Origin of the sequence: Acetivibrio cellulolyticus CD2 (assembly GCF_000179595.2) — a bacterium.
GTDB lineage: Bacteria > Bacillota > Clostridia > Acetivibrionales > Acetivibrionaceae > Acetivibrio > Acetivibrio cellulolyticus.
Genome location: NZ_JH556653.1, coordinates 424,737 through 445,090, shown reverse-complemented (window position 1 = coordinate 445,090; position 20,354 = coordinate 424,737). Strand labels below are relative to the sequence as shown.

Genomic DNA, 20,354 nt, shown 5'->3' with positions numbered 1-20,354 from the left:
AAAACACATCCTTTTTTAAGAGTCTAACATTTATCTTTCGCAAAGTACAAATTTATATGTATTAATTTGAGTAACTGAAGCAGTAAGTGCAGCATAGTATATATTATCTTTATCTGTTCTGTTTTAATGAGCTAATATTTATTCAACTAAATTAATATATTTGTAGGAGTGGGTTTTATGAATTGCTATGATAACACTATATGCGAGAGGATAAAAACAATTACCGCAGAAGTGGAGAACTATATTAATTTAGTATATGCAGCACCGTGTATGTACACCAGAAATATGCTTCTGTATCAACTCAGGGCAAAAATGAACGAGATTGATTTTTTAAGTGGCATGATATGCTGTCAGATGCAGGTAAGCCCTGCAGCTTTGCCACAACAGAACCAGCAGAACCAAAGAGACCTTATACTTCAGGAACTGGCGAAGTTTAACGGAAAAAATGGAAATCCTGCTTATGTGGCAGTGAACGGAACAATATATGATGTCACAAATAATGCTGCCTGGGCTGCTGCATCACACTTTGGCCTTACGGCGGGAAAAGACTTAACAAGTGAATTTGCATCATGCCATGCAGGACAGACCATATTAAACAAATTAAAAGTGGTTGGGAAGTTGATTGGATGAATACAACACAGACTTGTCCCGAGTATGCTGCCCGTCTTCAGACAGCATCGGATTTATTTAATAAAGTGAAGGATGAAATCAGAAATGGTACCTTGGTTAAGAAGAATCTGGTTTGGCTTGAACTAACAGGTTGCTCAGGAAACATCATTTCACTTTTGGATGGATCAAATCCTGATTTCAAATATTTAATCTCTCAGATGACCGACTTTGTCTATGATAATAGCTTGATGGCAGCTGAAGGTGAAAGTGCCATGGAGCAATTAATAGGCATTACTGATAAAGAGTATATTCTTGCAGTAGAGGGAGCGGTGGCAACAAGAAATAATGGTCTATATAATGTGATCGGCCGATGGAAGGGTGAGCCTGTTACTGCCCTTAAGGCAATCAAGCTGCTGGGAGAAAAAGCTTCACATGTTATAGCACTTGGGGCCTGTGCTACTCATGGGGGAGTTTCAGCAGCTAAACCAAACCCTGCCGCATGTGTCAGTGTGCAAAGTGTACTAAAAAGAAAGGTTATAAAGCTTCCGGGATGCCCTTGCCATCCGGACTGGTTTTTAGGAACACTGGCACATATTCTCCTATACGGTGAGCCCGAGCTTGATAGCAGGGATAGGCCGTTATTGTTTTACAGTACCTTAATCCATGACCGTTGCCCCAGGAGATCGTTTTTTGATAAAGGAATTTTTGCAAAGAAGCTGGGTGAAAGCACCTGTATGTTCAAGTTAGGGTGCAGGGGACCTGTTACCCGTATTGACTGCCCGGTACGAAAGTGGAACCAGTATGTGAACTGGCCCATCGAAGATGACACGCCGTGCATTGGCTGTGCCCAGTTTGGATTTCCAGATCAAATGGAACCGTTCATCACCTATAATACTACAAGAGAGGTAAAAGAATGACAAAGAGGATTGTTATAAACCCAGTCACTCGAATCAGTGGGTTCATGGAGATAGATGCAACAATTGAAAATAATACAGTGGTTGATGTTAAAACTGAGGGACTGCTTTTTCGTGGGTTTGAAAAGATGCTTGTAGGAAGAAATCCTTTTGATGCTGTATATTTTACACAGCGCATCTGCGGCATATGCTCTACAGCCCACTCCATGGCATCAACCCTTGCTCTTGAAGCTGCGATGGGTGTTGTTCCAACCGAGCAAGGAAGGTATCTGCGCGATATCCTTCATGGGTGTGAGTTCCTGCAAAACCACATTAGGCATTTTTATCAATACACTATCCCTGATTTCGTTAGGCTACCAGACAAATACCCGCTATATGTGACGGATCATAATGATTTCAGACTTCCTAAAGATAAAAATGATGAGATAGCTGCTCACTATTTCGAGTCCCTGGATATCAGCAGGAGTGCTCATGAAATGCTTGCAGTACTCGGAGGGAAGGCACCACATAATCACGGGATTTTTGTGGGTGGAATTACTACTCAGGCAACGACAGACAGGATTATCAAAATCAAATCCATATTACATACCATACAGCAATTTATAATTAGCAGAATGGTACCGGATGCTTACACCATTGCCCGGTATTATAGTGATTACTATAAAATTGGTGGAGGATATGGAAACCTTCTGAGCTATGGGTGTTTCAACGGATATAAGGAGCTTGGGACTCTTTATGTGAATCCTTTAGTCTACTCGCAGGGAAAGGTGAATATGTTTAATCCAGGTGAAATAACTGAGGAGATTGATTACTCATGGTACCAGGATAAGATGGATGAATATAAGCCTATGGATACAGTGCCGGAAGCAGAAATGAGTAAAAGACAAGGGTATTCCTGGGTAAAGGCTCCTCGATATAATGGTATGCCCTATGAAGTAGGACCTCTGGCAAGACAATGGCTCTCTGGTGAATATAGAAATGGGATATCCACAATGGACAGAACTGTTGCGAGAGTTCTGGAAGCAAAGAAAATCACAGAAATTTTAAGCATACTTATAGAAAACTTAATTCCTGGAGTATCTGTACAGAAGGAATATGCTATTCCAACTTCCTCAGCAGGGGGAGGTCTTATAGACACAACAAGGGGAGCTCTTGGACATTGGCTTAAAATTGATAATGAAAAGCTTGCTTTTTATCAGATAATAACTCCTTCCGCATGGAACCTTTCCACCCGTGGAAATAACAATTTGAGAGGAACCTCTGAACAAGCATTGGTGGGAACAACAATACAGAACCTTGACAACCCGGTTGAACTGGGGAGGATCATACGTTCCTTTGATCCTTGCGTATCCTGTGCAACCCATGTATATTCAAAGGGGGAGTGTATTAAAAGCATACAAGTGATACCATGAAAGAAGTGCTTGTCCTTGGAATCGGAAACCGGTTAATGATGGATGACGGGATTGGTGTGTATGTAGTAGAAGAGTTGGAAAAGAGAAACACAAATCCCGATATCCGCTATGTCATTGGAGAAACCGATATTTACTACTGCCTGAATTATATCAAAAAAGCAACATATATAATCGTTGTAGATGCAGCTTGTCTTAGTAAAGAGCCCGGAGAAATAAGTACCATTCCGCTTGAGCAAGTCTTTAAGAATCCCATACAACCAATATCAATTCATGACTCACATTTACTCAGCGAAATTGAAATGACAGGTAAAAGCATTGAAGGTCTGTTTTTTGGTATTGAACCATATGAGATTAATTATTCCTTTGGTTTGTCGGCAATTCTTCAGGAACAGTTTTTCAAAATTGTTGAGGGGATAGAAAACATAATTACTTCCCATGTTCGGTGAAGGTGCATATATAACCCCTGACACAAGAACCTTTTTAATCTTCTATGCATAAAATATTATGTAAAGGTATAACGAGCATACTCTATGTATTGCAGGACAGTGTTCAAGTCAAGATCCTTCTTATACAGTTATTTGTATTACAAAACGGATGCAGGGTATATGTTGAATGCGTTCTAAGCTTGATTGATACATTACAACTATTTTATGGAGGGAAAAATTATGTATAGTAATGACATGAGAAATGGACAGCAGGCTTATCCTATGTATCCTTCACCTATGTAATGGAGCCCTTATGTGCAGCAGTACAACACACAACCAATGTTTAATGGACCGGTTATAGGATATACTGTGCGCCAAGGAGAAACTTCAAGAATAAGTCCGTCCATGCAAAAGGTAATCAATGATTTAATACAGGTAGATTTAAACTCTGCCTATTTATATATATCTATGTCCAATTATTTAAATAGGAATGGATTTAGTGGTTTCGGGAGCTTTTTAAGAGCTCAGTATACGGAAGAACTTAAACATGCGGATACGCTCATAAATTACTTATCCAGAAGAGGTGGTGTTGTAGAAATTAAGCAAATTCCAGCCCAGCCTGTAAATTTCGGTTCGCTTTTGGATACCTTCCAAGCACTGCTTGAGCATGAACAACTCGTGACAAAGACTTACACACAGGCCTTGAATATTGCGATAAGGGAGAATGACATTCAAAGCCAGAGTGTTATACGCACGGCAATTGATGAGCAAGTAGACGAGGAAGCAGTTCCAGCAGAGATTATTGATAAGATAAAAATGACAGGCGGAAATTCTGCTGCGCTCTTAATGCTGGATCAGCAGTATGGGCAAATGGCAGCACAACCTGCAGCTCCTGGACAGGGAGGATAATTATGGAGAAACTGAATCCAGATAAATTATACGTTGAATTCAGACCAGGAGTTACAATGACTGAACCTATAATAGGACGTAAGTATACATTAACACACTCAGATATAACTGCAGACCTCTTTCTCACTATAGGTCTGCAGTTTGCCTATGATAAGGTAAATGCCATGAGAGATGAAGTGCTTGCAGAATGGAGAACAAATAATAGATTTCAGTTCCTATATGTATATGTGTATGTAGATGGTCAGTTCGGTCCAGCAGTATCTGGAGTGCGTAACGCTGTTTTCAGGCGTGAGCTGCCATTGGCTTTGGAAGCTATCAGGTATGGTGATAGAAGATTCTTTGCTGCACATCCAGAGTTGGACAATGCACCGATATGGATACATTTTGACTCGACAAACCCGGAATATAACCGGTTTGAAAACTGGGGTACTCCTAATGATTATAAGTAATGCGATATCTCTTTAATAAAACCAACTTTCAATGAGAATTTGATTTTTCAATAGAAAGTTGGTTTTAATTTTAGTACCCTTTTAGTTATGATGTTGCTAACTTATGTGAATGCTATATAAGCAAAGGGACTTCAGTACATGTCTTTTTGCAAGTTACAACAAATTTGAAATTATTAATTTATAATAGGATTACTATGAATTACACCTACTGGCACATGACAATAATCTTATAAGGCACCGTTTGGGCAGGAATACTCATTGTTGGTGCTCCATAAATTACAATTAAATTCCTGTTTGCAATATTAGCTGTAAACAGTTGACCATTTTCTTGAATTATTTGAGTAAGGGAACTAATTATAAGCTTTAATATACCATCACTACTGATTAATTGGGTGTTGAAAAAATCTACCTTTATGTTTTGATTTTGTGTAACCCTTGCCATTACAATTGCCCGATATTGTGGGGGATATATTAACGGGACAGGAGCATTGAGATCATAAAATCCGATTACCGGATCTCCAACCGATATCATTACATGATTTACAAAGTAGGTAGTTGGCGTTATTACGAAGTTAACCGTATTTCCATCTCTGTTTTGGATTGTCATTAATTTATAACATCCTGATGGTGATTCACTTCCTGTCCAGAAATCGCTGATCGTGGTAACAATGCCGAAAAAAGAACCAAAAGTCGCCATTTTTCTTCCTCCGTATCATAAATACTCTACAATAGAATATGAAACATTAATATATTATGTTACCCTTGAGTGTTATTATATAAAAAACTTTAGAAGTGATCATCGAAATCTTCTAAAGCTTTTTATATAGTTCTTAGATATTAGTGATCATGTGCTTCTTCCGCATCTGCTTTAGTTCTGTGAACTGTACCATGTGGATGCTGAGGTGGTGCATAAATAGAATATAATTTCAGTGGCGTACTGCCTGTATTGATTAAGTTGTGCCATTTACCCGCAGGTATAATAAAAGCATAGTCATCGCTTACATTAGCTTGAAAATCCAACCTGTCTTTCGAATCACCCATTTTTACAATGCCTTGGCCTACTTCAATACGTATGAATTGATCAAGGTTTGGGTGGATCTCCAAACCTATGTCTTCTCCAACATTTATACTCATTAAGGTAAGCTGCAAATACTTTCCTGTCCATAAAGCGAGACGGAAGTTATTGTTTTGTTTGGTAGCCTCATCAATATCAACTACAAACGGACAAGGTCCGTAGTCTTTTAAGATAATTGGGGTACTGGTTTTAGTTTGATTCGTATTAGGAAGATATTGGTTAGGAAACTGGTTTCGTAAATCAGGGTTATACATTGGGATATTGGCAAAGTACGGACACTGGTACATATTATATGCGTCACGCATTGGAGTATTAGCTTTATAAGGGTATTGATACATAGCATTCATTCCTTTCATAAGCTTATAGTATTATTATATGTTTTATGTAAAAGAGATGTGCATTGATTCATAGAAATGTGAATTTACAAAGGCTTGATTCATCAACATAAAATCAGCCCAAAAGCTATTTATATGTTTCCTTGTACGAGCAAAAGTAAAAAGTGCAAGTAACATCTTCGCTGTTTCCTCATGACAACTGGTATAGAGGAACATTTTAAAAATAAGTTTTTGCTTTGGTGAGACTTTAGGTGTTCGCAATTTTGGATGCACCCCCCGATACAATTTGCACCCCACTCGGAAAATCAACAATCGAGGAAAAATTAAATTGTATCAATGACGCTCATTTTAGACATATTAACTACCATCAATTGATAAAAAGATTTTATCAATTGATGGTTTTTGTTTTGCTCTGAAACGGCAGTAATAAAGCTTTTTCCTGCTTGCCGGCAAGAAGATTTTAGGTTACAGAGTTGTTTTTAGGAGACAAATAGGTTAGTCCAGGTCTATTTCAGTAATAATGCAGTATGGTAATCGTTGAAAGATAGATGGGGTGTGCATAGTAATAGGGTAATCGTTGAAAATTTGATGAAATCGTTAAAAATTGGATAACTGGCCACTTCTCTCGTTGTGCAAAATTATACTTATTATGCTACATCCTCTTTTCCATTTAAACATATAAAGTCTGCTAACATTCCCCTTGTCAGAAGCTGAGGATGAACATAAGGATTTCCTTTGCCTTTTAGAGCTACAATGCTATTTTGATTTTTTTCTTGATTCTTGCAACACCCTGATAAATATACAAAGATACAGCAAGTAGCTGCATGCCCTTATCAATGCAGGGATTTAATGCTTCATAAAACAGTGAAGCATGGTCAATTTGTATCTGTTCTACATAAGGACTCAAGGAAGCAATGACAAGTGCCGAATTATAGCCACTGTCCATTAAAGATGATATCTCCTTAAGCTGATCGAGTGTCCTTTGAGAAAATACCGATGGAAACACCGCATCCTTCCCTAAAGAAAGCACACTTTTGACCTCCAACAGGGTTCTAGTATTGGCAATATATAAATCGCTTTTATATGAACCAATTTTGTGCTCTCTATATATTTCTGAACGTTTGCCTAGAGAGGAAAAGCATCTTCTTTTAATATCATGCTCAACCGCCCTGTTGACCATTCCAATGTTCAGCAAAATATGATTACGTTTGAATGGAAGAGCAAACAATGAAAACCTTGTCCTTGCGTTCGGTGCTTCTGTCGGGAGTAGAAGCACTCGTTTACCATGTAAATCAATAAAATTATCAAGACGGCAGGAGGATGGGACATAGCATTCTATGGCCTCATCCTCCACCATAACCTCACATATAAAGCGGTTCTTTCGCTCTTCTATAAATATGCCCTCTGTGGGCTTCTCCAATGGAATCACACGTCTTATGCTCCTTTTTCTTCCGCTATGAAGCTTGATAGCCCCTTTTTAGATATATAAAAGTCCAACATCCTAATAATCAATATCAGTCATCGCTACGATATCGCCCTTGCAAAGCAAATCAGAGGTGCAAGGGTGATATCGTAGTATGGCCTTCAATGAAGAAATTAAAATTGTTTCTCTGAGATGAGCCTATGAACGGACTTGACCCAAAGACACAGAGATGGCTAGTTGATTTCTTAAACAAACTGAATAAAGCAGGAAAAACCTTGATAACTTCTACACATAATCTTGAGATTCTACATGAAATATCAAACAGATCAATTCTATTTGATGAAACACATACTATTGTAGCTGACCTACCTACAGAAGAAATACTGGAAGATATCGAGTTATTAAAAAAAGTTAATTTGGTTGATGAATATTATCATTTTCATGGGAGTAGAGAACATAGGCATTTTCATGATCATAATTAAAAGTGTTTTGAAGTCGAGAATGTTGTAAATCAGCGGTTTCTTTAAAACCTTATATAAATCGATACTTGGGAAGGGGCGTGCAAAATGAACACCTCATCTTTAAAATGGTTGAAATGGAAGTAGATGTGTTTGATTACAAACCGCCAATTGGCGAGATATGATCAGCTCTCTGGATTGTTTTTTACTAATTACAGCCAGGGTTTGTCTTGCATATTGACAAGTAAATTTTAAATGACTACAATATATTTGTAATCATTACAGTTATGAAACCATTTTAATTATACATTATTGACAAGAAGGAAGGGCTTCTCGTGGATGGGAAAATTGAAAATATAACCGAATATTTGATAAAAAATAATATAAGACCTTCTTTTCAGAGGATAAAAATTCTTGAATATCTTGCAAATAATAATAACCATCCAACAGCGGATGAGATATTTAAAGATGTTGTTAAAGAGATACCAATGTTGTCAAAAACGACAGTTTACAGTACATTAACACTTTTTTTAGAAGCAAAAATTCTACGTGGGCTTTATATTGAGGAAAATGAAATAAGGTACGATGCTATATTGTTCAATCATGGGCATTTTAAATGTAAAAAGTGCGGAAAAATCTACGATTTTGCAGTTGAGATTGATGAATTTAAGAGTGAAGGATTAGAGAAATTTCAAATACAAGAAAAAGGTGTTTATTTTAAAGGGATATGCCCTAAGTGCATTGAAAATAAATGAATTCAAAATCGAAGGAGGCAAAAAAGAATGCAGAATTTAAAAGGAACAAAAACCGAAAAAAACTTGGCGGCAGCATTTGCAGGTGAATCACAGGCAAGAAACAAATACACTTACTTTTCATCAGTTGCCAAAAAAGAAGGCTACGAGCAGATTGCAGCTATATTTGAAGCAACTGCAAATAATGAAAAAGAACATGCGAAACTTTGGTTTAAGGCGCTTGGAGAACTCGGAGACACAGCTACCAATCTGCTTCATGCTGCTGAAGGTGAAAACTACGAGTGGACTGATATGTACGAAGGCTTTGCAAAGGATGCAGAGGAAGAAGGATTTACTGCACTTGCAGCACAGTTCAGAATGGTTGCAAAAATTGAGAAGGCTCATGAAGAAAGATATCGTGCGCTTCTTAAAAATGTTGAAATGCAAAAGGTTTTTGAAAAATCAGAAGAAACCATGTGGGAATGCCGTAACTGCGGACATCTTGTAATGGGTAAGAAGGCTCCTGAGATGTGTCCTGTTTGCGCACATCCAAAAAGCTTCTTTGAAGTAAGAAAAGAAAACTATTAATTTGATTCATGTAAGGTATTTAAGCTTATAGCTTAATATAAAAATAAAATTAAAGGAGGAATTTACATGTCAAACGATAAGTAAAATACTTGAACAAAAAATGAGGAGGTATACTATGGAAAACTCAAACTATAAAAACAGTCTGGAAGAGCTGTTTTTCTTCAAAGAAAACGCACGCATACGGGAAAAATACAGGGAAATGCAAGCAATGAAGGAAACCAAAGAATCACTTAAGCAGGTTTCAGGTATTCAAGATGAAATGATTTTGGATAAATTTATAGCATTAAATATTAGACCTGAAACACTTGCTTCTCTTGCACTTATTCCGCTCATTGAAGTAGCATGGGCCGATAATGTTGTAAGTACCAATGAGAAAACAATGATTTTAAATACAGTAGCCAAATTTGGGTGGACGGATGAAAGCGTAGATTATGCATTGCTAGAAGAATGGCTTAGTCGCAAACCGATCGACTCTCTTTTTGACGTATGGCAACATTATATAAAATCTTTATGTATAAAAATGAACGAAGAAGAAATTAAGCATTTTAAAACTGAAATTTTATTACATGTAAACCTTGTTGCAGAAGCTGAGGGGGGATTTTTTGGTATAAACTCAATATCAAAAGAAGAAAAAGAAGTATTAAATAAAATAGAAAGCTCATTTTGCAGATAAGAATTTTTGTCTAAACAATATATCTTTTTGAGGCTTCGAATATTGGGACGATAGGATTTGCAATTGGTTTTATGATAATGATGGCCCTTGATGTGGCCCTTGGTTGATATTAGGTACATCAGCCACAGAGAGCCGATTTATTGCAGTAGGTATCTTCAGGTATACTTATAAAAGGGCTTTGTATAATCAATACTATTTTGCATAAGCCCTATTCTTATTGCAGAATTTTTTCAATGGGATGAAGGTATCTTAAGAAGCTGACTTTGATACGCGGAGGACTGGAATGAAATCTTTTTACCAAATGAAGTATGAAGAAGTGGTTAAACAGACAAATAGCCAGGTTACTGGTTTAACGAATAAAGACATAAATAAACAGCGCGAGACCTATGGCAGCAACCAAATTGAAGAAAGCAAGAGTCAATCTCCTGTTATTATTTTTTTCTCACAGTTTAAAGACTTTCTTGTTATCATACTGATGATAGCAGCCGGTGTATCGGCAATGATGGGAAAATTGGAGAGTACACTAGTCATTATTTCTGTACTAATTCTTAATGCTTTACTTGGTACGGTACAGCATATTAAGGCTGAGCAATCACTAAAAAGCCTGAAGGCTCTTTCGGCACCAAGCTCAAAGGTTCTGCGTGAGAGCAAGGTGATTGAAGTTCCTTCTACGGACGTTGTTGTTGGTGACATCTTGATTGTTGAAGCTGGGGATTTTATCGCAGCAGATGCAAGACTTATCGAAAGTAACAGTTTGCAGGTGAGTGAAAGTGCTTTAACAGGTGAGTCGGTTAGTGTAGAAAAAGTAACAGAGCCTATTAGTAAAGATGATGTAGCTATAGGTGATCAAGTGAATATGATTTTTTCCAGCAGTCATGTTACCTATGGTCGAGGAAGGGCTGTGGTCACCGGTGTTGGTAAAGGTACAGAAATAGGGCGCATTGCATCTCTGTTAAAGAATGCTAAAGAAAAAGCCACACCGCTCGAGGAAAATCTGGATCGTTTCGGAAAGAAGCTTGCTCTACTGATCATCATTATTTCTGCCATCGTCTTTGGGATGAGCCTGTATAGAGGCACGCCTGTTATGGATTCACTTATGTTTTCCATATCCCTTGCAGTAGCGGCAATTCCAGAGGCACTAAGTTCAATCGTTACGATCGTTCTTGCACTGGGTACCAGAAAACTGGCTGAAGAAAATGCGATCATTCGAAAGCTGCATTCCGTGGAAAGCTTGGGAAGTATATCAATAATATGTTCTGATAAAACAGGTACATTAACGCAGAACAAGATGACAGTTCAAAAGATTTTTACAGATAACAAGCTGATTGATGTTAATGATATAAATAAGGAAAATAGACTTCATCATAAACTTGTAATTGCGGGGCTCTTATGTAGTGATGCAATTACAACGAAAGAGAAAGAAATTGGCGATCCAACAGAAATTGCCTTGGTTGACCTTGGAGAACGCTTTCATTTGGACGAATTGATTGTTCGTGAAATTACGCCACGCATTTCAGAGTTGCCCTTTGATAGCGATAGAAAGCTTATGACTACATTACAGCACATTGATGGCAAAGCTGTCGTTTTCACTAAGGGAGCTATGGATGTCCTTTTAGAACGCTCATCACATATTGAGACAGCAGAAGGTGTTCGTCCTATTACACAGCAGGATAAAGACATTTATAATAAGATGAACTTTGAACTGGCCAATCAAGGCTTGCGTGTATTAGCCTTTGCATGGAAAGAAGTAGAGGAGCAAACCTTAACCTTTGCACATGAAGAGGAGATGATTCTTTTTGGATTAGTCGCCATGATGGATCCGCCAAGGGCTGAATCAAAAGCAGCTGTTGAAAGCTGTATGGAAGCTGGAATTAAACCAATTATGATTACTGGGGATCATAAGGTCACTGCATCTGCAATAGCGCGACAAATCGGCATCCTAAAAGAAGGCGAACAAGCAATTGAAGGAGCAGATATTGAACACCTTTCCGAGGTGGAGTTGATTGCTTTGGTGCCTAAAACATCCGTCTATGCGAGGGTATCACCGGAGCACAAGATACGTATTGTTAGTGCATGGCAGGCTCTCGGTCATGTAGTTGCCATGACTGGGGATGGTGTTAATGATGCTCCGGCTCTCAAAAGGGCGGATATTGGTATTGCTATGGGTATTACCGGGACTGAAGTTGCAAAAGACGCTGCAAGTATGGTTTTAACCGATGATAATTTCTCTACTATTGTCAAAGCGATAAACAATGGCCGTAGCATTTTTGGCAACATCAAAAATGCTATACGATTCTTGTTGGCAGGCAATACGGCAGGGATTTTGTCGGTTGTATATGCATCCGTTGTTGGTTTGGCGGCACCATTTTCCCCGGTTCATTTACTCTTTATAAATCTTTTAACTGACAGTTTACCTGCAATAGCCATTGGTCTCGAGCCAGCCTATGGGGGATTAATGAAAGAGAAGCCAAGAGATGCCAAGAAGCCAATTCTTGATAAGGCCTTTGGACTACATGTGCTTTTAGAAGGGTCAATTATTGCTCTTGTCACTATGATTGCTTATTATTTAGGTTATCAAAATGGCGGTCAGGGAGCAGGAATGACAATGGCCTTTGCGACATTAAGCTTATCTCGCCTTGTACATGGCTTGAACTGCCGATTTGATGCACCTCTTACTTTGAAAAATTTATGGGTTAATCAATATAGCTACCTTGCATTGATATCAGGAACTCTTTTGCTATCAGCGGTGTTGTTCCTGCAGCCTTTGCATAAAACCTTTGAAATAAGTATCTTAACGAATCAGCAATATATGAGCATTGCACTTTTATCAATAGTGCCTCTTATTGTTGTTCAGGTTATCAAACGTATTAGTCGAGTCTTTAAATATAAAAAGGCTTGAAAAACATAAGTAAGCACCTGAATCGGCTTATCCTCCTTGGTCTGTAGTGGTAGAAAGGGATAAGCGACTACATCAATTAGAACGATACAATGAAGAGTAATACTTGTTTATCTTGCACACCCCTAAGCCAAAATGCACACCCCTTATCTAGAATCGTTGAACTTTTGACAGGGGGGGTGTGCATTGTATCATTTGATAGTAGATTAGCCAAAAAGGACTACAATTATATTGTAGTCCTTTTATAATGCAATAAACCTTTTATAGAAGTCTTCTTTTGCTTTAATTTGTTGATCAGAGTATCTACCGTTTCTTGGAGTTAAAGATTTGTATTCGGAGATAATTAACTGAGATCTTTGTTTCTTTGATGCGTCGAATCCAGGCAGTTTTATGACAGCAGAAGAATTAAAAAAAGCCTATCCTCAGAATTAATCAATTCCACTCAACTGTTGAAAGGGAGTTTATTTCTAGTAAAAAAGATCTCATCATTCTTGTCATTTCAATAAGAAGAACAGAAAATTATAATAATATTTAATTTGCAAATAGAGCAGGCGATACACTCTTTGAGTGTGTGGGGCCTCTTGTGAAGATATTATAGAAAAACTCAATTTGTGGCAAATATCACCTTTTGGTGAGTCGAATAATGTTTGCTTTATTTAACAAATGCGTATAATCTAATGAATTACTTGAACCGATAAAACAATATGAAGCTTATGAGAAGGTTGGTGAAGATGAGAGATATATAAAGATTAGATTAATTATTGTTCTTCTCCTTGTTAGTTTGTTGATAAGCCTTGTTATTAATGGGAGATTTGTGGAGTATATAATCATCATGAAAAAAAGGAGGCTATATTATGTTGAAGCAGCAAAAAAGAAGAGGGAAAAGGCGAATGAAAAGTACGTTTTCGCTCATTGTTATTGTATGTATTCTGGCTATGTTTTTACCAGTACAGCCTGTATTTGCAGAAGTTGACAGTAGCAGATTTGGGGAGGTACTGGTTAGTGATTCGGGTACAGACTGCACGATAGAACAAGGTAATACCTCCAGAAACCTTGCAGTATCACCAAATGGTACCATCTATGCTGTTTATCAGTGCAATGAGGGTATACGTGTTGCAAAAAGTACTGATAATGGAGATAGTTTTGCGGCCAGTGTATCAGTTTATGAATCCAAATATGAGGCGGAAATTGCCGTATCATCTGCTGGGACTGTTTACGTGTGTTGGGTGGAAGACAATAATATCAAGCTTAGTAAAAGTACAGATGATGGAGCTACCTTTTCTGTTCCCGCAACAGTGGGGCCAATTACACTTGGAGAAATGGGAGGCAATGTTCATATGGCTACAGATGGCAGTTTCGTTTACATGATTGATTCGTGTGGCGAAAATTTCTATTCCAGTGGTAACGAGGGTGATGATTTTACCCACTATGATTTTAATGAACAAATGGTTTTTAGTGATGTACATGTGGATTTCTCAACGGGGGATGTTATTGTTCAAAAAGATGATCCAACAATTAAATATTATAAGAGTACTGATCATGGAGCAACATTTGAAGTAGCAGTTGTGCCCGGAGGAAGTGTTATGTATTCTGTTGGAAGCATTGCTTCCAGTGGCATCAACAAATATCTCCTGATTGCAGGTTCGGGGACGAACTTTCAAAAAATCAACCTGTCCACTGGAGTACAGACCAGTCCTTCCATTGGAGTCTGTGATTCTGAACAGGGAAGGTCGTTAAGTGCGGACAATTATGGGAATGTAGTTACAGGATACACTAATGAAGGCAATGTATTGTTTGAAGTAAGCAACGATATGGGTGAGAACTTTGGAGGTGCTACAACAGTTGCTGCATCTACCATGGCAAATGCAGCAATCAATACTACCAATGGAGATGTAATGTTTTTATACCAAAAGGCAGATGGGAAAGTTTATATGAAAGTATATGCAGGTTTGCTGACTGGGTATACCCTGAACGTATCAAACAGTAATCTCTTTTTTGATGCGGATATCAATGATTTAAACAAAACAGTTACTATTACCAATGTTTCAGGGGATACCATCACAATCAATGATATTACTGTAGAAGGTGCATTTACCATTGACAGATCGGACATTGGGGAATCCCTGGCAGCGGGTACAAGCGGAGACATTGATGTAACTTATGTTCCACCAGAAAGTGGAACACATACCGGAAAAGTGATAATATCCAATGGAGAAAATCCAGATAGAATTGTTTTTCTGACAGGTACAAAAACAGCTCAGGCATTGGAAGCACCTGTTCTCCAGAGTGCTGTTGCAGGAGACAGATGTGTTACACTTACATGGAGTGCAGCAGAAGGTTCTAATGGATATAAGGTTTATGCAAGCACAACCTCTGATTCTTATACGATACCAGCAAATACAGTTGCCGGATCAGTATATAGCTGTGATGTAACTGAACTAACAAATGGAACCATATACTATTTTGTTGTAAGATCAACAAGTATAGATGGAGACAGCGTTAATTCCAATGAATTGAGTGCAACACCGCAAACTGTGCCGGATGCTCCGACAAACGTATCGGCTACAGCAGGTAACGGTAAGGCAACGGTTACATTTACAGCACCGACTGATAATGGAGGAAGCCCAATTACAGGATATATTGTGACTTCAAATCCGGGATCCATAACAGCAACAGGCACAGGAGAAACTATAACTGTTACAGGACTACAAAATGGCATCACCTATACCTTTACAGTCAAAGCAATCAATGCTGTAGGGAATGGTGCAGAATCGGCAGTATCCAATGCAGTTACACCTTATACACCTATAAGTAGCACAACACACACAACACCAACTACTCAGACAGAACCAACCAAACCTGCTGAAAATTATGTTGAAATACAGGTGAATGGAAAAGCCGAAACTGTTGCAACAGCATCAACTATTAAGGTTGATGGTAAGACGGTAATCACGGTTACAGTCGATGATAAAAAAATAGAAGAAAAACTTAATAAAGAAGGTAATAATGCAGTTGTTACAATACCTGTAAAGAATGATGCAGATGTTGTTATTGGAGAGTTGAATGGACAGACAGTCAAGAATATGGAAGTAAAAGAAGCAGTCCTTGAGGTTAAAACCGATAATGTGACATATACTTTGCCGGCATCACAGATTAACATTGATAGCATTTCATCTCAAATAGGCAAAGAGGTTCAATTAAAGGAAATCACAGTAAATGTTAAAATTGCGGATGCTCCTCAGGATACTGTAAAAATAGTTCAGAATACAGCAAGTAAAAATAACTATCAAGTAGTTGTAAAACCGGTTGATTTTGAAATAACTTGTACAAATGGAAATAAGAGCATTGATGTATCTAAGTTCAACGGATATGTGGAAAGGACATTGGCAATTCCTGAGGGAGTAGATCCGAGCAAAATCACAACAGGAATTGTGCTGAATTATGACGGAACATTTTCACATGTTCCTACAACGATAATAGTTATTGATGGAAAGCATTATGCAAAAATCAACAGCTTGACTAATAGTACCTACTCAGTTATCTGGAGTCCAAAAACATTTAAGGATGTTGAAGGCCACTGGGCAAAAGATGAAGTCAATGATATGAGCTCCAGACTGATTATCAGCGGTATTAGTGAAGATACGTTTGATCCTGAAAGAGACATTACCAGAGCCGAGTTTGCGGCAATCGTGGTTAGAGGATTAGGCTTAAAATCTGGAACAGGAAAGAATCCGTTTACCGATGTAGGTTCTGATGAATGGTATTGCTCATATATAGAAACTGCTTATGAATATGGAATTATCGCAGGGCACGGAAACGGTAATTTTAGACCAAATGACAAAATTACCCGTGAACAGGCCATGACTATGATCGCAAGAGCGATGAAGATAACTGGATTGAAGGTTGATTTTAAAGACGGTGAGATGAAAAGTATTCTTGAAGTCTTTATAGATTCCGATGAAGCAGCAGACTGGTCAAAGGAGAGTATATCAGCATGCTTGAAAACTGGAATCGTAAAGGGAAAGAACGGAAAAAGACTTGAGCTAACAGACAACATAACTAGGGCAGAAGTTGCAGTAATTGTACGCGGACTTCTGCAAAATTCAAAATTGATTAACTGACAGAATATGCCGGAATTCCTGTGGTAGTAACTGCAATTTAGCATTAATCTAAACTTTTAGCGGAATTCGATTAATGCAAAATTGTATCAAAATCATAGTTGTTAGTCACAATTTGTCAAAAAACCTTGTGTATCAAGGTTTTTTGCATTTTAACGAGAAAAATAGCAGCAAGCATCCGTCGAAGGGAACCATAGGGTTCCCTAGCGAACAAGTAAAGTCCTGAGTGAAGCGAATTTTCTTAATTACATTCACTTTTTGAGTTCCTCTATCGGTTAGCGTGACAATAACGCGGCTATCTGCTGAAATAAGATCAAGGTCACTGGATTGATCGGTTTGCTCAGAAGCTTTTACCTTCTCACTGCTACTGTTGATATTTGCTCCAACTTCATTAAAATCCGCTGGCTCCAATTCAACTACTTTTCCTAAGGCAATCGTCTTTCCGTTTTCATGAACTTCGAAGTCAACCTTGCTTCATAGGGAAGACAAAAATTTATAGGTAATACCTATCATAATAATTACATAATTATATTTTACAATGAATAGCTAAAGTAATATGATAAAAGAAGTAAACAACTACGAGGTGTGAATAAATGAAGAATGTATTTAATAATAGAAAAATTAACAATAGCTTGAGAGTTAATAACTTCAAATCAATAGTAAGTGTAGTTTATATAGTACTTATAATTAGCTTGTTTTCACAGCTCCTTACAGGATGCAAAGTCCAGACAAAAGAAGCTTCTACTATTACGTATTATTATAGCTTTGTTGATTCATTAAACAATGAGGTTAATTTGAAAGACAAGCCTCAAAGAGTAATTTCACTTGCCAGATCCTTAGGTTTGAATGCAGCTAGGTTACGCTTTATCTATTTAATTCTTGCAGCAATACTAGCAGGCAGCGCTATAAGCTTTGCTGGCTTATTGGGATTTGTTGGACTAATTGTTCCTCATGCAGCAAGGCTTTTGGTCGGATATGATAATAGAATTTTACTTCCAGCATCAGCATTATTAGGAGGTATTTTCACTTTGTTGTGTGATTTACTTGCGCGAGTTATCTTTGCACCTTATGAAATACCGGTTGGTATTATCATGTCGTTCTTGGGAGGTCCATTCTTTATCTATTTATTAATAAAAGGCAAAAGAGGTCTGCTTTATGATTAAATTAAATAATGTTACTGCGGGATATAATAAAGTTGAAGTAATTAAAAATATAAATATAGGTTTTGAAAGAGGTAGTATTACAAGCATAGTAGGTAAAAATGGTTGTGGAAAGACTACCCTATTAAAAACAGCGTCAAACTTATTAGCACCTTTTCGTGGAAACGTTACTATAAGTGGCAAAGATATTTCAAACATATCAAACAAGGAACTTGCAAAGAAGGTTTCCTTTTTACCTCAGCTTAGAATGATCCCTAATATAACGGTTTTTAATTTGGTCATGCACGGCAGATATCCATATTTGGGATTTTCCCGTACTCCACAGAAACAAGATAAGGAAATTGTGAGAAAGGCTATAGAGAATATGAGTCTAAAAAAATATATAGATAAAAATATTCAGGAGCTTTCCGGCGGTCAGCGTCAAAAGGTTTATATTGCAATGGTTTTAGCCCAGAATACAGATATCATATTTTTAGATGAACCAACTACCTATTTGGACGTTAATCATCAACTTGAAATACTAGAAATACTAAAAAAGTTAAAGCAGATGGGAAAAACGATAATTATGGTGCTTCACGATTTAGGTAATGCGCTTTCCTATTCAGATAAAATTTGTTTGATGGAAAATGGAGAAGTAGTAATATATGAAACACCACAAGCTGTGTTTGAGAGTAAAGCAATTGATAGGATTTTTAAGATTAATTCTGCGCAGGTGTTAATTGAAGATAAAGGTGAGAAGCAGTATGTGTTTTATCTAAAGTAGAATTTAAAAAACCTTCAAATGAAAGCACAACCTACAATAGTGCAAGTGTATATTATGGAAAGAACATTGCGAAGAGCCTTAGAGAATGTAGACGAAGCGTAGGATAAGTCGAATCACCTGTTTGAGCGAAGCGAGTTTGATTCGACCCGCAGCGAGTCATACATTCTCTTAGGTTTGTAGCTTAGTTCTTGGAATAATATGCACTTGCACGGCGGCGAGTACCCATCTTTCTCACAAAGACTTTCTCAAACTTACTAATTCCAATCAATCCACTACATGAGTTTGAACGGGTGTCAGCCACATTTGTTCTAGGAACGTTACAATATGTAAGACCATATATAGAAACCTAGGTTGTAACTGCTGAAAAACATCTTCCATAGTTTGTTTTACGAATAAATGTGACTATACGTCTTTATTCGTAAAACAAACTGACAAGATCAGCACTTTCACCTAAATTAGCAGGTAGCACCACCTGCAATATGAAGTTTTGCTTCCAGAATTTCTTTCTTCCTAGTAAGAAGGTTATCTGATAATAATTGAGCTTCTACATTTTCTAAGCCAAGTCTTTCAATAGTTTGAGCAAATCGTTCACCGGTTTTGCCTTGTTCTCTATATAAAAGAATAGCCTTTTCTATTATATCCATAGCCTCGTCCTTGTTAGTAAAAATCTTGCTAATAGCCTTTCCATGAGCAACAAGTTTACCCCATCTTCCACCGATGTATATCTTATACCCGACCTTGCTGTCTTCAATAGCGTCGAAGTGACACTTACCATCGCAACGTCCGCAGTTATTGCATATTTCTTTATTTATTTCAAGAATACCATCTACAACTTTAGCTGCATTCATTGGACAAGTATCTTCTATGGAACATTTTTTACATCCATTACAGGAATCCTCATCATAATTAGGTATCATTTGTCCTATAATGCCTAAATCATTTAGATCTGGTTTTACACAGTTATTAGGGCATCCTCCAACTGCAATTTTGAATTTGTGAGGAAGCTTAACATCAGAATATCCATTGAAGAATCTCTCATGAATTTCTTCTGATAATCCAAACGTATCGATTAAACCATACTGACAGGTCGTACCCTTACATGAGACAACTGGACGTACCTTTGAACCGGTACCGCCTGTAACAAGACCCTCCTTAGCAATATAGGTTCTAAAGTCTTCAATTTTATCATAAGGAATTCCCTGAACTTCAATTGTTAATCTAGTAGTTAAAGTTACAACACCATTTCCATAGAGCTCAGCTGCCTCTGATAAACATTTGTTTTGAGCTGCTGTTATTTTGCCATTTATGGTAATGATTCTCCCTGAGAAGTTATCAGTTCCTTTGTTGCTCAGAAATCCTAAAGCTTTTACTCTTTTTTCGTCAGCAGCGCTGATAGTTAAACATGCCATAATAAAA

At 37.6% G+C, this 20,354-nt stretch carries 19 protein-coding genes; 14 read left to right on the top strand and 5 right to left on the bottom strand.

Annotation, left to right across the window (positions count from 1 at the left end; genetic code table 11):
• The first annotated feature begins 177 nt into the window (after positions 1–177).
• From ACECE_RS29035 to ACECE_RS0204175, 6 genes are all read left to right on the top strand, one after another.
• The gene (locus ACECE_RS29035; protein WP_010244496.1) at positions 178–630 is read left to right on the top strand and encodes a cytochrome b5 domain-containing protein; all 453 of its coding nucleotides are present in this window, start codon (positions 178–180) and stop codon (positions 628–630) included.
• Positions 627–1,526, top strand: a complete 900-nt coding sequence (locus ACECE_RS0204195) for a hydrogenase small subunit (RefSeq protein WP_010244493.1) — start codon at positions 627–629, stop codon at positions 1,524–1,526. Before ACECE_RS29035 ends, ACECE_RS0204195 begins: the two co-directional genes overlap by 4 nt.
• A complete protein-coding gene (locus ACECE_RS0204190) occupies positions 1,523–2,935 on the top strand; it encodes a nickel-dependent hydrogenase large subunit (RefSeq protein ID WP_010244488.1) in 1,413 nt (470 codons plus the stop codon). The genes ACECE_RS0204195 and ACECE_RS0204190 overlap by 4 nt, the downstream gene beginning before the upstream one ends.
• Positions 2,932–3,381, top strand: coding sequence for a hydrogenase maturation protease (locus ACECE_RS0204185; RefSeq protein WP_010244485.1), 450 nt, complete (start codon positions 2,932–2,934; stop codon positions 3,379–3,381). The genes ACECE_RS0204190 and ACECE_RS0204185 overlap by 4 nt, the downstream gene beginning before the upstream one ends.
• 294 nt (positions 3,382–3,675) lie before the next feature.
• On the top strand, positions 3,676–4,269 hold the full coding sequence (locus ACECE_RS0204180; RefSeq protein WP_010244481.1) for a ferritin: 594 nt from the start codon (positions 3,676–3,678) through the stop codon (positions 4,267–4,269).
• Positions 4,270–4,271: 2 nt separating this feature from the next.
• Entirely contained in the window at positions 4,272–4,718 is a 447-nt protein-coding gene (locus tag ACECE_RS0204175; RefSeq protein ID WP_010244478.1) for a staygreen family protein, read from the top strand.
• Positions 4,719–4,923: 205 nt separating this feature from the next.
• Here the strand turns inward: ACECE_RS0204175 and ACECE_RS0204170 are convergent, their stop codons facing one another.
• The 3 genes from ACECE_RS0204170 to ACECE_RS0204155 form a co-directional block, all read right to left on the bottom strand.
• A complete protein-coding gene (locus ACECE_RS0204170; protein ID WP_010244476.1) occupies positions 4,924–5,415 on the bottom strand; it encodes a hypothetical protein in 492 nt (163 codons plus the stop codon).
• A gap of 140 nt (positions 5,416–5,555) precedes the next feature.
• Positions 5,556–6,131: a cupin domain-containing protein gene (locus tag ACECE_RS0204165; protein ID WP_010244473.1), complete on the bottom strand. Its 576-nt coding sequence runs from the start codon at positions 6,129–6,131 to the stop codon at positions 5,556–5,558.
• Between the two features lie 745 nt (positions 6,132–6,876).
• Complete coding sequence (locus ACECE_RS0204155; protein WP_010244468.1) at positions 6,877–7,557, bottom strand: DNA/RNA nuclease SfsA; 681 nt, start codon at positions 7,555–7,557, stop codon at positions 6,877–6,879.
• 194 nt (positions 7,558–7,751) lie between these two features.
• Here ACECE_RS0204155 and ACECE_RS26550 point away from each other — a divergent pair, with 194 nt between their 5' ends.
• The 6 genes from ACECE_RS26550 (at position 7,752) to ACECE_RS29030 (ending at position 17,018) form a co-directional block, all read left to right on the top strand.
• Positions 7,752–8,033 carry an ATP-binding cassette domain-containing protein gene (locus tag ACECE_RS26550; protein ID WP_010244465.1) on the top strand — a complete coding sequence of 94 codons (282 nt, stop codon included), beginning with the start codon at positions 7,752–7,754 and terminating at the stop codon, positions 8,031–8,033.
• A 311-nt stretch (positions 8,034–8,344) separates the two neighbouring features.
• Positions 8,345–8,764, top strand: a complete 420-nt coding sequence (locus ACECE_RS0204145) for a Fur family transcriptional regulator (protein ID WP_010244462.1) — start codon at positions 8,345–8,347, stop codon at positions 8,762–8,764.
• Positions 8,765–8,791: 27 nt separating this feature from the next.
• The gene (rbr, locus tag ACECE_RS0204140; protein ID WP_010244460.1) at positions 8,792–9,328 is read left to right on the top strand and encodes a rubrerythrin; all 537 of its coding nucleotides are present in this window, start codon (positions 8,792–8,794) and stop codon (positions 9,326–9,328) included.
• Positions 9,329–9,443: 115 nt separating this feature from the next.
• Positions 9,444–10,001 (top strand): hypothetical protein, encoded by a 558-nt coding sequence (locus ACECE_RS0204135; protein ID WP_010244457.1) that lies wholly within the window; start codon positions 9,444–9,446, stop codon positions 9,999–10,001.
• A 283-nt stretch (positions 10,002–10,284) separates the two neighbouring features.
• The gene (locus ACECE_RS0204130; RefSeq protein WP_010244454.1) at positions 10,285–12,900 is read left to right on the top strand and encodes a cation-translocating P-type ATPase; all 2,616 of its coding nucleotides are present in this window, start codon (positions 10,285–10,287) and stop codon (positions 12,898–12,900) included.
• An 851-nt stretch (positions 12,901–13,751) separates the two neighbouring features.
• Positions 13,752–17,018, top strand: a complete 3,267-nt coding sequence (locus tag ACECE_RS29030; RefSeq protein WP_010244452.1) for an S-layer homology domain-containing protein — start codon at positions 13,752–13,754, stop codon at positions 17,016–17,018.
• Between the two features lie 132 nt (positions 17,019–17,150).
• Here the strand turns inward: ACECE_RS29030 and ACECE_RS0204120 are convergent, their stop codons facing one another.
• The gene (locus tag ACECE_RS0204120; protein WP_010244450.1) at positions 17,151–17,426 is read right to left on the bottom strand and encodes a hypothetical protein; all 276 of its coding nucleotides are present in this window, start codon (positions 17,424–17,426) and stop codon (positions 17,151–17,153) included.
• A gap of 182 nt (positions 17,427–17,608) precedes the next feature.
• On the opposite strand from ACECE_RS0204120, the gene ACECE_RS29025 reads away from it, so the two are divergent.
• Together ACECE_RS29025 and ACECE_RS0204110 are read left to right on the top strand one after the other, a co-directional pair.
• On the top strand, positions 17,609–18,178 hold the full coding sequence (locus ACECE_RS29025) for a FecCD family ABC transporter permease (RefSeq protein WP_010244447.1): 570 nt from the start codon (positions 17,609–17,611) through the stop codon (positions 18,176–18,178).
• On the top strand, positions 18,171–18,938 hold the full coding sequence (locus ACECE_RS0204110; protein ID WP_010244443.1) for an ABC transporter ATP-binding protein: 768 nt from the start codon (positions 18,171–18,173) through the stop codon (positions 18,936–18,938). Before ACECE_RS29025 ends, ACECE_RS0204110 begins: the two co-directional genes overlap by 8 nt.
• Positions 18,939–19,393: 455 nt before the next feature.
• Here the strand turns inward: ACECE_RS0204110 and ACECE_RS0204105 are convergent, their stop codons facing one another.
• Positions 19,394–20,347: a nitrate/sulfite reductase gene (locus ACECE_RS0204105; RefSeq protein ID WP_010244440.1), complete on the bottom strand. Its 954-nt coding sequence runs from the start codon at positions 20,345–20,347 to the stop codon at positions 19,394–19,396.
• Positions 20,348–20,354 lie beyond the last annotated feature (7 nt).